At 62.0% G+C, this 13,563-nt stretch carries 12 protein-coding genes, 1 pseudogene and 1 riboswitch; of the genes and pseudogenes, 9 read left to right on the plus strand and 4 right to left on the minus strand.

The features are described from left to right. Positions 1-85: 85 nt before the first annotated feature. The 3 genes and pseudogenes from PYR71_RS14520 to PYR71_RS14530 form a co-directional block, all read right to left on the minus strand. Positions 86-1,096 (minus strand): ABC transporter substrate-binding protein, encoded by a 1,011-nt coding sequence (locus PYR71_RS14520; protein ID WP_275619852.1) that lies wholly within the window; start codon positions 1,094-1,096, stop codon positions 86-88. A 68-nt stretch (positions 1,097-1,164) separates the two neighbouring features. Next, positions 1,165-1,976 (minus strand): annotated as a pseudogene (locus PYR71_RS14525) (ABC transporter ATP-binding protein). Further along, entirely contained in the window at positions 1,973-2,779 is an 807-nt protein-coding gene (locus tag PYR71_RS14530) for an ABC transporter permease (protein WP_275619901.1), read from the minus strand. Before PYR71_RS14530 ends, PYR71_RS14525 begins: the two are co-directional and overlap by 4 nt. A gap of 208 nt (positions 2,780-2,987) precedes the next feature. Continuing rightward, positions 2,988-3,101: riboswitch (TPP riboswitch) on the minus strand. A gap of 333 nt (positions 3,102-3,434) precedes the next feature. Between PYR71_RS14530 and soxR the strand changes: the two genes are divergently transcribed. The 9 genes from soxR to PYR71_RS14575 all read left to right on the plus strand — a co-directional run bounded on the left by soxR (position 3,435) and on the right by PYR71_RS14575 (position 12,462). Further along, positions 3,435-3,905, plus strand: a complete 471-nt coding sequence (soxR, locus tag PYR71_RS14535; RefSeq protein WP_275619853.1) for a redox-sensitive transcriptional activator SoxR — start codon at positions 3,435-3,437, stop codon at positions 3,903-3,905. Between the two features lie 121 nt (positions 3,906-4,026). Further along, positions 4,027-4,797, plus strand: coding sequence for an SDR family NAD(P)-dependent oxidoreductase (locus PYR71_RS14540; protein WP_183917698.1), 771 nt, complete (start codon positions 4,027-4,029; stop codon positions 4,795-4,797). Between the two features lie 102 nt (positions 4,798-4,899). After that, the gene (locus PYR71_RS14545; protein WP_183917236.1) at positions 4,900-5,241 is read left to right on the plus strand and encodes an ArsR/SmtB family transcription factor; all 342 of its coding nucleotides are present in this window, start codon (positions 4,900-4,902) and stop codon (positions 5,239-5,241) included. 76 nt (positions 5,242-5,317) lie between these two features. Further along, positions 5,318-6,211 carry a LysR family transcriptional regulator gene (locus tag PYR71_RS14550; protein ID WP_012485454.1) on the plus strand — a complete coding sequence of 298 codons (894 nt, stop codon included), beginning with the start codon at positions 5,318-5,320 and terminating at the stop codon, positions 6,209-6,211. Between the two features lie 133 nt (positions 6,212-6,344). Then, the gene (locus PYR71_RS14555) at positions 6,345-6,824 is read left to right on the plus strand and encodes a formate dehydrogenase subunit gamma (RefSeq protein ID WP_275619854.1); all 480 of its coding nucleotides are present in this window, start codon (positions 6,345-6,347) and stop codon (positions 6,822-6,824) included. Then, positions 6,821-8,377: a formate dehydrogenase beta subunit gene (locus tag PYR71_RS14560; protein WP_275619855.1), complete on the plus strand. Its 1,557-nt coding sequence runs from the start codon at positions 6,821-6,823 to the stop codon at positions 8,375-8,377. The genes PYR71_RS14555 and PYR71_RS14560 overlap by 4 nt, the downstream gene beginning before the upstream one ends. Positions 8,378-8,440: 63 nt before the next feature. Beyond that, a complete protein-coding gene (fdhF, locus tag PYR71_RS14565) occupies positions 8,441-11,320 on the plus strand; it encodes a formate dehydrogenase subunit alpha (protein ID WP_275619856.1) in 2,880 nt (959 codons plus the stop codon). 82 nt (positions 11,321-11,402) lie between these two features. Beyond that, positions 11,403-12,227 (plus strand): formate dehydrogenase accessory sulfurtransferase FdhD, encoded by an 825-nt coding sequence (gene fdhD, locus PYR71_RS14570; RefSeq protein WP_275619857.1) that lies wholly within the window; start codon positions 11,403-11,405, stop codon positions 12,225-12,227. Further along, positions 12,217-12,462 carry a formate dehydrogenase subunit delta gene (locus PYR71_RS14575; RefSeq protein ID WP_183917228.1) on the plus strand — a complete coding sequence of 82 codons (246 nt, stop codon included), beginning with the start codon at positions 12,217-12,219 and terminating at the stop codon, positions 12,460-12,462. The genes fdhD and PYR71_RS14575 overlap by 11 nt, the downstream gene beginning before the upstream one ends. A 429-nt stretch (positions 12,463-12,891) precedes the next feature. Here the strand turns inward: PYR71_RS14575 and PYR71_RS14580 are convergent, their stop codons facing one another. Beyond that, positions 12,892-13,368 (minus strand): chemotaxis protein CheW, encoded by a 477-nt coding sequence (locus PYR71_RS14580; protein WP_011427049.1) that lies wholly within the window; start codon positions 13,366-13,368, stop codon positions 12,892-12,894. Between the last annotated feature and the right edge of the window lie 195 nt (positions 13,369-13,563).

Consider the following 13,563-nt stretch of genomic DNA (forward strand, 5'->3'; position numbering starts at 1 on the left):
TATTCCCCACCCTGCCCGATCAGGCTCAAACCGTCTCGATCCAAAGCTTGCCGTGGAACGCTGCGGCGGGCAAGGCCGGGCGGGTTCAGCCGAGGAGTTCGTTGGTATAATAGGTGGAAAAGTCCGGCTTCTCCTTGAGTGCTGCGCCATTCGCATCGACCAGGATGCCGTTGTCGAGCAGGAAGGCGCCGATGGCATCGGCCTTCGCCGGGTCGATTGTGCCGATCACGCCGGCCTCGGATTTGAGGAAATGCCCGTCGATCAATGCCTTCTGGGACGCCTTTACCAGTTCCGTATTCATCAGAGCACCGTTGCTGTTGGAAATCAGCAGGTCGCAGGCTTCGTCAGGATGATCGACGGAATAGGCATAACCCTGGCGCGTGGCCTGGATGAAGGCGCGGGCGTGTTCCCGGCTCACCGCGAGATAGGCGTCGCTGGAAACGATGACGGTCGTCTGCTCGTCGGGAATGCCATAATCGGAATAGTGGAAGCGGCCGAGCTTGCGGTTTTCCAGCTCGGCGGCGATGCCTTCCCAGGTGTAGATCTCCAGCGTGAAATCGACCGAGCCATTGTCCAGCGCCTCGTAGGCGGAAGTGCCGAGGGTGACGGTCTTGACGTCGCCCGTGCCACCGTCGTTGCGGATCATCGCGGAAATCAGGGCGCTCTCCCAGGTGCCGCCAAAGCCGCCATAGGTCTTGCCATCGAGATCTTTAGGGCTCTTGATGTCGTCGCGTCCGCCCTTGTAGATCAGGCGCGCGGTTTCGGTCTGGACGACGCCGTAGACCATCTTCACGTCACCGCCGCCGGCGCGCTGCGTCATGGCCTCGATCTCGCTGCTGATGCCGAAATCGGCGACCCCGTTCGACACCAGCGTGCCGGCGCTGGTGTCGGTAAAGGGTAGAATTTCGACGTCGAGGCCGGCGGCTGCATAGAAGCCCTTCGCCTTGGCGACATAGATGCCGATATGGTTGGTGTTGGGCGTCCAGTCGAGCGCAATGCGAACCTTTGCCGACGCCGACTGGGCGAGGGCTGTGCGGCCGGCGAGGCTTGTCGCGAGGGCGGCGAGGATCGTCTGTCGACGGGTGAGAAGCAGCATGGTGACCTCCTCAGGTCTTAAGAGCATGGTGCCGAAAAGTGTGAGCGGTCTTCGGACGACATCATGCTCTACCTCTTTAAATTGGGACAGGATTCTGATTTAGGCCGACCGGCCTAAAATCATCCTGTTCTAGCGGATGAAGCAGGGTTTGCAGGATTTCGGTCTCGATCGCCTGGGCCGCCGGCGAGCCGAGATCGGCGATGCTTCTCGGGCGGGGCAGGGGGACGCGGAATTGGCGGATTATACGCGCCGGGCGGGCCGATAGCACGTAGATCCGGTCGGAGAGGAACACCGCCTCGCGAACATCGTGGGTGATCAGCAAGGCCGTCCAGCGATGTTGCGTCCACATGCCCTGCAGCCATTCCTGGATTTGCGTGCGTGTCAACGCATCCAGCGCGCCGAAAGGCTCGTCGAGCAGCAACATGTCTTGGCTCTGGACGACGGTGCGCAACAGCGCGGCGCGCTGGCGCATGCCGCCGGAGAGTTCGGCGGGATAATGGTGTTCGAAGCCGGCAAGGCCGAAATGCTCGAACAGCGGCGCCACGGTGGCGCGGGCGGCGCGGCGGCTCATGCCGCCCACCTCCAGGCCGAGGGCGGCATTGTCGATGATCCGGCGCCAGGGCATCAGCGCATCGCGTTGCGGCATGAAGGCAAAGGAATGCGGCGCCTGTTCCAGCGGGGCGCCCTTGAAGAGCAAGGCGCCTGAATCGGGTCGAAGCGCCTGGGTCAGCAATCGGAGCACCGTCGATTTTCCGGAGCCGGAGGGGCCGACGATCGAGACGAACTCGCCGCTTGCGACAGCGAGCGAAATGTCGCCGAGCACCTGCATGCCGTCGAAGGATTTCGAAATCTTGCGCAGTTCGACCAGTTCATCGGTCATCGACGGTGCTCCCCGGACGGTTGCCACGGCATGACGAGGCGCTCGATCATCAGCGTCACTCCGAAGAGGCAGAGTGTCAGCACGGCGCTGACAACGACGGCGGCGAGGACGAGATCCGGCCGGAAATTATTCTTGGCGTTGAGGATATAGATGCCGAGGCCGCGCGCGGCTCCCGCATATTCGGCAAAGATCGCGCCGACGACGGCATAGGTGATCGAGATCCTGAGGCCGGCGAAGAAATAGGGTAGCGAGGAGGGAAGCCGGGCCAAGCGGAAAATGCACCAGCGGCTTGCCTTCATCGAGTTCAAGAGTTCAGCGATGTCGCGGTCGGTCGCCTCATAACCCTGCAGCAAAGCGACGAGCAGCGGGAAGAAGGTGACGAGCGCCACCAGCAATATCTTCGGCAACAGGCCGAAACCGAACCAGAGGACGACGAGGGGCGCGATCGCCACCAGCGGCAGGGTCTGGCTGGCAATGAAGATCGGCAGCAATGCCCGGCGCATGAAGGGCATGAAATCCATCAGGATCGACGAGACGAAAGCGAAGGCGAGCGACAGGGCGAAGCCGCCGAGTGTGGCGCCGAGCGTCGGACAGGTGTTTGACATCAACGCTTCGCGGTTCAGCCAGCCCTGGTTCAGGATGCGCGAAGGCGCCGGCAGGATGGACGGTTTAATGCCGGAGAGATCGACATAAAGTTCCCATGCGGCCAGAAAGGCAAAGCCGGCGAGCAGGGCGGGGATCGCCCGGTACAGGGCGGCACCGAGCGCGGCAAGACGCGAATCCGATGGGGGTGGCGATGTCATCAGCGTCGATTTCAGGCTTTCGTCCGGCTGCATGCTTCTTCAGGTCGGAATCGATCCAAGGATAAAACCACGCAGCAATTCAAGGTGCCGCGGCGCCCTTGGCGCACTTGAAAAATCGCGCGGCGTCGCAGATGCGCAAACCTGTCGAAGACATCGGGAATGGTGCCGGCGAGACTGCCGGATATCGTAAAGGATGACACTTGTGCGCCGGAAAACATCTGAACCTCGCTCCGCTGGCATTACCCAGATCAGCTTTGAAGGGTCCGGAGGCTTGCGCTTCTCATCTCAGCCCCGGCGACACGGAGCTCCCCTGTTATTTCAGCGAAAACTATCATCGGGGTTTTCTTACCGCAACCGCAAAATCACACACCCCATCCGTCTGGTCGGAACCGAACCGCGAACGCGAAAAAACACCCGGGCGGAGTCCTGCCCGGGTGTTTTCCGAGGTCCCGTACCTGCCGGGAACGGAACCGGAGCTCGTCTCAGGCCGCTATATCGGCAGGACGCGGTCGTCGCGAGGGTGGCAAATGCCGGCGCCATGATTTCAGTCCGTTATCGACAGGGTGATCTCACTGTCGCTCCTTCCTGCACCTGGGCTTTACGCTTGGGGGAGCAGGCGTTATACAACCTCAACTAATATTGAGGTCAAGAGCCGATGGATACGATCACCGTTACGCCGCTCGGCAGGCTTTTGACGGTCGGCGAGGTGGCGGAACGCAGCGGTCTTGCCGTCTCGGCGTTGCATTTCTATGAGGCCAAGGGGTTGATCTCCAGCATCCGAACGCGCGGCAATCAGCGGCGTTACGGACGTGACGTGCTTCGCCGGCTCGGCATCATCAAGGTGGCGCAACGTGTCGGCATTCCGCTTTCGGAAATCCAGACGGCGTTTGCCTCCCTGCCGCAGGGGCGCACACCGACGGTTGCCGACTGGCAGACGCTGTCAGCGCGCTGGAAGAATGAACTCGACGAGCGAATCAGACGCCTCAGCCTGCTGAGAGACCGTCTGACTGGCTGCATCGGCTGCGGCTGTCTGTCGATCGAAAGCTGCCCCTTGCGCAATCCCTGCGATCGGCTTGGCGAGGAAGGGCCGGGTGCGCGGCTTCTAGAGAGCGAGAACGAAAGCTGAGCCTCCCGGAGCTCTCTCCTGCGGCGGAAAGATCGATGCGTGCCTTTCTTTCGGCCGGCGCGTTCATATGTTAAGGGCGAATGACGCAACCGGCGGCATCGTCCGCGAGGAGGACGGCTTCGTGTTCCATCCGAGACTATTTGAAAATCGCAATGTCGTCGTCACCGGCGCCGGGCGGGGCATCGGCCTCGAGGTGGCCCGGCAGTTCCTGGACTGCGGCGCGAAGGTGATCGTCCATACCGGGCGCAAACCGGGACGGGATCTGCCGGATTTCCTGCTTACGGCTGAATCGGAAAGACGGGCGCTGTTGCTGAACGCCGATTTCACCGCCGCCGGCGGCGCTGCGCAATTTGCGGAGGACGCTCTCGCCTTCTTCGACAAGGTGCATGTGCTCGTCAATAATGCCGGCACCATGCTCGGCCGTTTTCCGGCTGCGACGCTGACCGACGCAGATTATGAAGCGATCGTACGGCTGAACCAGACGTCGGTGGTGGCGCTGACCCGGGCGCTGTTGCCGGCATTGAAAGCGGCGGAAGGCGCGGCCATCGTCAACACGGTTTCGATTTCAGCGCTGACCGGCGGCAGTCCCGGTTCTTCGGTCTATTCGGCCTCGAAAGCCTTTGTTTCCACCTATTCCAAGGCGCTTGCCCGTGAGCTGGCGCCGGATGGCATCCGGGTCAATTGCGTCTCGCCGGGAACGATCGAGACGGATTTCCATGAGCGCTATTCCTCCCGCGAAAAGCTGGAGCAGACGAGAAAATCCATTCCCTTGCAACGGCTCGGCACGGCCGAGGATTGCGCTCCCGCCTATCTGTTCCTCGCGGCTCCTTCTCTCTCCGGATACATTACGGGCCAAGTCCTCGAGATCAATGGCGGTCAGCTTATCTGCTGATTTACTTGGACCTTTTTTGGCATTTCATCACATTTGACGAATTCGCTTGTGCGAATATGCTATTGTGCTGATCTACCTTTTGCTCCCCTTCCGAGATGCCGAATGCCGTTGCCTAAACCGGAGCCGGGGATGACCGGCCAGGAATTGCAGAAACTCGCTGCAAAAGCCCATGAAGCGAGCGATCTGCTGAAGGCGCTGGCACATCAGAGCCGACTTCTGATCCTCTGCATCCTCGCGAGTGAGGAGCGGACGGTGGGTGAAATCGAGAGCATTCTCGGCATACAACAGGCAATGGTCTCGCAACAGCTCGCGCGTCTGAGGCTCGAAGGGCTGGTCAATACGCGCCGTCAGGGCAGGCTGGTCTATTACAGTATCGGCAATCTCAGCGTGCCTGCCTTCCTCGAATCGCTGTTCGATCTTTTTCCGGCTGTCGAAAACGGTTAAAGCATGACTGGTCGCACGGTGGCTGCGCAGAAGATGGGCTGGATCCGGATGCTGTCATACCGGGTCGGGAGACCGCATGATCGACAAGCTGGAATTCTTCATCGCGCTTGCCAATGAAAAGCATTTCGGCCGCGCTGCGGAGGAATGCGGGATTTCGCAGCCGACGCTCTCGGCCGCCATCCGCCAGCTGGAGGATCAGCTCGGCGTCATGCTGGTGCAGCGCGGGTCGAGGTTTCAGGGGCTGACGCCGGAGGGGCAGCGTGTGCTCGAATGGGCGCGGCGCATCGTCGGCGATGCCCGCACCATGCGCGAGGAAATGCGCGCGGCGCGGCGCGGTCTTTCCGGCCACATTCGTCTCGCCGCCATTCCGACGGCCCTGGCCATGCTTTCGCGCATCACCACGCCCTTCCAGGAACGACATCCCGGCGTCACCTTCTCGATCGTCTCGCGTAATTCGCTGCAGGTGCTGAGCATGCTCGAAAATCTCGAGATCGACGCCGGTATCACCTATCTTGAAAATGAGCCGCTCGGGCGTGTCACCAGTGTTCCCCTCTATGCCGAGCGCTATCATCTGATCACGGCTGCGGGCAGCCCGCTATCTGACCGCGACAGTGTGACCTGGAAGGAGGTCGGCGATCTTCGGCTTTGTCTATTGACCGCCGACATGCAGAACCGACGCATCATCAACCGCCACTTGACGGAAGCCGGGGCCACGGTGCATCCAACACTCGAATCCAACTCGATGATCGTGCTGTTCTCGCATGTCAGAACCGGACGCTGGGCAAGCATCATGCCGCGCAACGTCGCGAAATCATTTGGATTCCCAATAGAAATCCGAATGATTCCGATCGTTGAGCCCGAGGCCCACCATCTGGTCGGCCTCGTCGCGCCCTACCGCGAGCCCTTCACGCCGCTCGTGTCTGCCTTGCTGCATGAAGCGCGCGTGCTCGTGCGCGATGAAGAGCTCTGATAGAAAAAACCTATCAATCCACGAGATAGCTTTATTGATCGGCAACGGCTTCCCTGAGATGCTGCATGACGGATGGCCTGATGCTGGGGAGGGCGCCATTCCGCAACGAGCCAGCGGCTGGGAGGGCTGCCTTATGACCATTCATATCGCCGAAGGCGATATCGCAGCGCGCACGCGTTCCATTGTCGCCGACCTTCGCTTCCTTGAAGGGCCGCTGCTTCCCATTCTTCATCAAGTTCAGCAGGAATTCGGCTATGTGCCGCAGCAAGCCCTGCCCGTGATCGCGGAGGAACTGAACCTTTCGCGTGCCGAGGTGCATGGCGTGATGACCTTTTATCACGATTATCGCGACCACCCCGGTGGGCGGCATGTGCTGAAGCTCTGTCGCGCCGAGGCCTGTCAGTCGATGGGTGGTGACGCGCTGGCTGAGCGCATCAAGGCGCTGCTCGGCATCGATTTTCACCAGACGACGCTGGACGGCAGCGTGACGCTGGAGGCGGTCTACTGCCTCGGGCTCTGCGCCTGCGCGCCGTCGGCAATGCTCGACGGCGAGGTGTATGGCCGGGTCGACGATCAGATGGCGACAGAACTCGTTGCGGAGGCGCGCCGATGACAGTCAAGATATATGTTCCGCGCGATGCCGCTGCGCTGGCGCTCGGGGCCGAAAAGGTGGCAAAGGCGATTGCCCAGGAGATCGTCGCCCGCGGCCTCGATGCCGAGATCGTGCGCAACGGCTCGCGCGGAATGTTCTGGCTGGAGCCGCTGGTCGAGGTCGAGCTTGCCGGCAAGCGCATCGGCTACGGACCGGTGAAGGCAAAAGATGTGTCCGGTCTTTTCGACGCCGGGATCGTCAACGGCGGCGATCATCCCCTCTGTCTCGGGGAGGTTGAAGACCTCCCGTTCCTGAAGCAACAGACCCGCCTGACATTCGCCCGCTGCGGCGTTATCGATCCGCTCTCGCTTTCGGATTATGAGGCGCATGGCGGCCTTGCCGGCCTCCGCCGCGCCGTTTCGATGGCGCCCGCCGAAATCGTCCAGGAAGTCACCGATTCCGGCCTGCGTGGACGCGGCGGCGCGGGTTTCCCCACCGGCATCAAGTGGAAGACCGTTCTCGATGCGGCCGGCGAGCGCAAATATATCGTCTGCAATGCCGATGAGGGCGACAGCGGCACCTTTGCCGACCGGATGATCATGGAGGGTGATCCCTTCGTGCTGATCGAAGGCATGGCGATATCAGGACTTGCGACCGGCGCCACGAAGGGCTTCATCTACACGCGTTCGGAATATCCGCATGCGATTGCTGCGATGAGCGAGGCCGTCGGCATCGCGCGACAGGCTGGGATTCTTGGCCCGTCGGTACTCGGCTCGGGCCGCGCTTTCGATATCGAAGTGCGCACCGGCGCCGGCGCCTATGTCTGCGGCGAGGAGACGGCCCTTTTGAACAGCCTCGAAGGCAAGCGCGGCGTCGTGCGCGCCAAACCGCCACTGCCGGCGCATAAGGGACTGTTCAACTGTCCGACCGTCATCAACAACGTGATCTCGCTCGCTTCCGTGCCGGTAATCATGGAGAAGGGCGCCGCCTTCTATCGTGATTTCGGCATGGGCCGGTCACGCGGCACCATCCCGCTGCAGATCGCCGGCAATATCAGATATGGCGGTCTTTATGAGACAGCCTTCGGTCTTTCGCTCGGCGATATCGTCGACAGGATCGGCGGTGGTACGGCGACGGGACGGCCGGTCAAGGCCGTGCAGGTCGGCGGGCCACTCGGGGCCTATTTCCCGCGGGCGCTGTTCGACACGCCGTTCGATTACGAAGCCTTCGCCGCCAGGGACGGGCTGATCGGCCATGCCGGCATCGTTGTCTTCGACGACACCGCCGATATGCTGAAACAGGCGCGTTTCGCCATGGAATTCTGCGCCGTCGAAAGCTGCGGCAAGTGCACCCCCTGCCGCATCGGCTCGACGCGCGGCGTTGAGACGGCCGACATGATCGCCCATGGCATCGAGCCGGAGAAGAACCGAGCGCTGCTGGCCGATCTCTGCAACACGATGAAATTGGGCTCGCTCTGCGCGCTCGGCGGATTCACGCCCTATCCCGTCATGAGCGCGATGACGCATTTCCCGGAGGATTTTTCGCCGGCGCCGATCGCGGAGGCGGCTGAGTGATGACTTTCCACCCGTTAACTTCCTGCGAATTGCTCATTTCCACGTCCATACAGGAGGCCGACCATGTCTCTCATCCATGAAATCGACTACGGCACTCCCGCTTCGAAATCGGAAACCATGGTGACGCTGACCATCGACGGGCAGCAGATCATCGTGCCGGAGGGCACGTCGATCATGCGCGCCTCGATGGAGGCAGGCATCACCGTGCCGAAGCTCTGCGCCAGCGACATGATGGAAGCCTTCGGCTCCTGCCGGCTCTGTCTCGTCGAGATCGAGGGCCGGGCCGGCCTGCCGGCCTCCTGCACGACGCCGGTGGCGGCCAATATGGTGGTGCACACGCAGACGGATCGGCTGAAGGATGTCCGCCGCGGCGTGATGGAACTCTATATATCCGACCACCCGCTCGACTGTCTGACCTGTGCTGCCAACGGCGATTGCGAATTGCAGGACATGGCAGGCGCCGTCGGCCTGCGCGACGTGCGCTACGGCTATGACGGCGACAACCATGTCAGGGCGCGCAACAATGGCGAGATCAATCTGACATGGGCGCCGAAGGACGAGTCCAATCCCTATTTCACCTTTGATCCCTCCAAGTGCATCGTCTGTTCGCGCTGCGTGCGCGCCTGCGAGGAGGTGCAAGGCACCTTCGCGCTGACGATCGAGGGGCGCGGTTTCGGCTCCAAGGTTTCCGCGGGTGCGCATGAAGCCTTCATCGATTCCGAATGTGTCTCCTGCGGGGCCTGCGTCCAGGCCTGCCCGACGGCGACCCTGACCGAGAAGTCGGTGATAGCGATCGGCCAGCCCGAGCATTCGGCCATCACCACCTGCGCCTATTGCGGCGTCGGCTGTTCCTTCAAGGCGGAAATGCGCGGCGAGGAGCTGGTGCGCATGGTTCCCTGGAAGGACGGCCAGGCCAATCGCGGGCATTCCTGCGTCAAGGGTCGCTTCGCTTACGGTTATTCCAACCACAAGGAACGCATCCTCAACCCGATGATTCGCGAAAAGGTCAGCGATCCCTGGCGCGAGGTGAGCTGGGACGAGGCCTTCGCGCATGTGGCGTCGGAGTTCCGCCGCATCCAGTACCAGTATGGTCGCGAGGCGATCGGCGGCATCACCTCGTCGCGCTGCACCAACGAGGAAACCTATCTGGTGCAGAAGCTGGTCCGTGCCGGTTTCGGCAACAACAATGTCGATACCTGCGCCCGCGTCTGCCACTCGCCAACCGGCTACGGCCTCGGCCAGACATTCGGCACCTCGGCCGGCACGCAGAATTTCGACAGCGTCGAACAGTCCGATGTCGTCGTCATCATAGGCGCCAACCCGACCGACGGCCATCCGGTGTTCGCTTCACGGCTGAAGAAGCGGCTGCGCCAGGGGGCCAAGCTCATCGTCATCGATCCGCGCCGCACCGATATCGTCCGGTCGCCGCATGTTGAGGCTTCCTATCATCTGCCACTGAAGCCCGGCACCAATGTGGCCGTCATGACGGCGCTTGCACATGTGATCGTCACCGAAGGCCTGTATGACGAGACCTTCATCCGCGAGCGCTGCGACTGGTCGGAATTCGAGGACTGGGCGGCCTTCGTCGCTGAACCGGCGCACAGCCCCGAAGAGACCGAGATCTTCACCGGCGTGCCGGCGGCGGATCTGCGCGGCGCGGCAAGGCTCTATGCCAAGGGCGGCAACGGCGCGATCTATTACGGTCTCGGCGTCACCGAACACAGCCAGGGTTCGACCACGGTCATCGCGATCGCCAATCTGGCGATGGCGACCGGCAACATCGGCCGTCCCGGCGTCGGCGTGAATCCGCTGCGCGGCCAGAACAACGTGCAAGGCTCCTGCGACATGGGTTCTTTCCCGCACGAGCTGCCGGGCTACCGGCACATTTCCGACGATGCGACGCGCGACATCTTCGAAAAGCTCTGGGGTGTGAAGCTCGACAACGAGCCGGGCCTGCGCATTCCCAACATGCTGGATGCGGCGGTCGACGGCTCGTTCAAGGGCCTCTACGTCCAGGGTGAGGACATTCTCCAGTCCGATCCCGATACCAAACATGTCGCGGCCGGGCTGGCGGCGATGGAATGCGTCGTCGTTCAGGACCTGTTCCTCAACGAGACTGCCAACTACGCCCATGTCTTTCTGCCGGGCTCGACCTTCCTCGAGAAGGACGGCACCTTCACCAATGCCGAGCGGCGCATCAATCGCGTGCGCAAGGTGATGTCGCCGCGCAACGGTTACGGCGACTGGGAGGTGACGCAGAAGCTTGCCCAGACGATGGGACTCGGCTGGAACTACAGCCATCCGTCGGAAATCATGGACGAGATTGCCGCGACGACGCCGAGTTTCGCGTTGGTCTCCTACAACTATCTCGACAAGCTGGGCTCGGTGCAGTGGCCCTGCAACGAGAAGAACCCGCTCGGCTCGCCGATCATGCATGTCAACGGCTTCGTGCGCGGCAAGGGCAAGTTCATCCGCACCGAATATGTGGCGACCGATGAACGCACCGGCCCGCGCTTCCCGCTGCTGCTCACCACCGGCCGCATCCTCAGCCAGTACAATGTCGGGGCGCAAACGCGGCGGACCGAGAATGTCGTCTGGCATGCGGAAGACCGGCTGGAAATCCATCCGCACGATGCCGAACAGCGCGGCGTCCGCGACGGCGACTGGGTGAAGCTCATGAGCCGCTCCGGCGACACGACGCTCCGGGCGCTGATCACCGATCGCGTAGCGCCCGGCGTCGTCTATACGACCTTCCATCATCCCAATACGCAGGCGAACGTCATCACCACCGACTTTTCCGACTGGGCGACGAACTGCCCGGAATATAAGGTGACGGCGGTGCAGGTCTCGCCTTCCAACGGGCCGACCGACTGGCAGATGGAATATGATGAGCAGGCACGGCAATCGCGCCGCATCGCCGGCAAGCTCGAGGCTGCGGAGTGACGATGGCGGTACGGTTCGGCGTTGTCGGCCGGCGGCTCGAGCCCCGGGTGGTGCCTAAACGGCGGATGAGGGCGCGTAAGCCATGACTTTCCCCACCACCGCTCACGCCCCCGAAACCGCGCGCCGCAACGGCCTGATGCACAGCGGCTCTCGTATCGTGCCGGAAGAAGTGCCGATCGCCTTTTCCTATGGCGGCAGCTCGCATGCGGTGATGATGGCGACGCCCGCCGATCTCGAAGATTTTGCCGTCGGCTTCAGCCTGACCGAAGGGATCATCGCCGAGCGGGCGGAGATATCGGGCATCGAGGTCGTTGCGGGCGAGCGGGGGATCGACGTGCAGGTCAACCTTGTCGACGACGTCGCCGATCGGCTGCGGGCGCGGCGCCGCAGCATGGCGGGGCCGGTCGGCTGCGGGCTCTGCGGCATCGAATCGATCGAACAGGCAGTGCGGCCGGTGCCGGATGTCTCGACGTCACCGCTGTCGCTCTCGCATGCCAATATCGTGCGCGCCGTTTCGCTTCTGAACGAGGCACAGCCGCTGCATCGCGAGACACGGGCGGTGCATGGCGCCGCCTTCTATCTTCCCGGTAGAGGTCTGATTGCCGTGCGCGAAGATGTCGGCCGGCACAATGCGCTGGACAAACTTTGCGGCGCCGTTATCCGCGCGGGCGAAAACGGCGGGAGCGGCGCCGTCGCCGTTACCAGCCGGCTTTCGGTCGAGATGGTGCAGAAGGCGGCGATCCTCGGCTCCCCCGTGCTCATCGCCATTTCAGCGCCCACGGCTCTTGCCATCCGCACGGCCGAAAAGGCCGGCATGACGCTCGTCGCCCTGGTGCGCGGCGAGGACTTCGAGATTTTCACTCACCCGCACCGCATCTCGCCCGGAAGCATTGCCGATGTCGCATGATACCAAGACCAAACTCGTCTATATGGCAAACCAGATCGCCACCTTCTTCAAGAGCCAGCCGGCCAGCGAGGCCGCTGAGGGGGTCGCCAACCATATCAACAAATTTTGGGAGCCGCGTATGCGGCGGCAATTGTTCGAAATTCTGGAAAAGGAGGAAAACGGCTTGGATGCCCTCGTGCTGCAGGCCGCTCCCCTGATCCGCAAACCGGCGGCGGAAACACACCGGATCCGGTAATCCAACTAGCTCATGCCTGCGGAGGCAGCAGCATGCTGCCTTTCGCATTCCCGCAAAATTTAGATCTCTGGGGTGTATGGGTGACGCTACGGACGATCTTCGCGTTGTTCGGATAACCGATTGAAGCGCGCCGAGGCGGTATGCGCCGGCGCGCTTCATCTTAGGTCCCACGGCGTAATCCCGGAATCGATTTTATAGGATGCGGGTCCGTTCAACGTGATGCAGCTTGGGATCAGAATTCTTCCCAACTGTCGGCGCTTGCCGCGGCAGCGCCGTGCGCCCTGGCGACGCGTGAAACGAGATGCCGCGCCGGTGAGCCCGCTGGAGATGGCGTCAAGAATGTATTGCGGCATCCGAAGATTGGTTGCCGTGCGCAAATAAAAAACCGCCCGGACGGGCGGTTCTCGATGGGCGAATTCTATTGGCGGATCAGGCTGCCAGATCGTCCGTTTCGTTTTCCTTGAACATCTTGGAGAGGTTCAGGAAGCAGATCATGCCGTTTTCCGACGCGATGATGCCTTCGCAATAGGCGCGGTCGAAGGAGGCGGTCACCTCGGGCACCGGCTGGACCTGGCTGGAGGAGATGGTGAGGATATCCGAGACGCGGTCGACCAGCATGCCGATGACCATGCTGTGAACTTCGGCAACGACGATGGCGCTGCGCTCGTTGGCGACGGTGCTCTTCATGCCGAGCTTATAGGCGAGATCGATAATCGGAATGACCGAGCCGCGCAGGTTCATGACGCCGATGACATCGGCCGGCGCATGCGGGATTGGCGTCGACGGCGCCCAACCGCGGATTTCGCGGATGGTCGTGGTCTTGACGCAGAATTCCTGATCATGAAGGCGGAAGGCAATGATCTCGAGCGTATCGCCGCTGAAGCTAGTGGAATTGATCGTAGCCATTAGAATTCTTCCCAACTGTCGTAAGCCAAAGCAGAAGCGAGTGCGCCCCCATTGGCGCTGACGAGCTTTGCCTTCACACCACGCGATGGCTTTGCGTCCGGCGAAGCATCGTTACGGTTACGACGACATTAGCGAAAGAGTGTTGCCCAAATCTAAATCGGAAACCGGATTACCCAGGTTTTCAGTCTCGATTTC

It is taken from the genome of Rhizobium mulingense (genome assembly GCF_029194105.1).
Lineage (GTDB): Bacteria > Pseudomonadota > Alphaproteobacteria > Rhizobiales > Rhizobiaceae > Rhizobium > Rhizobium mulingense.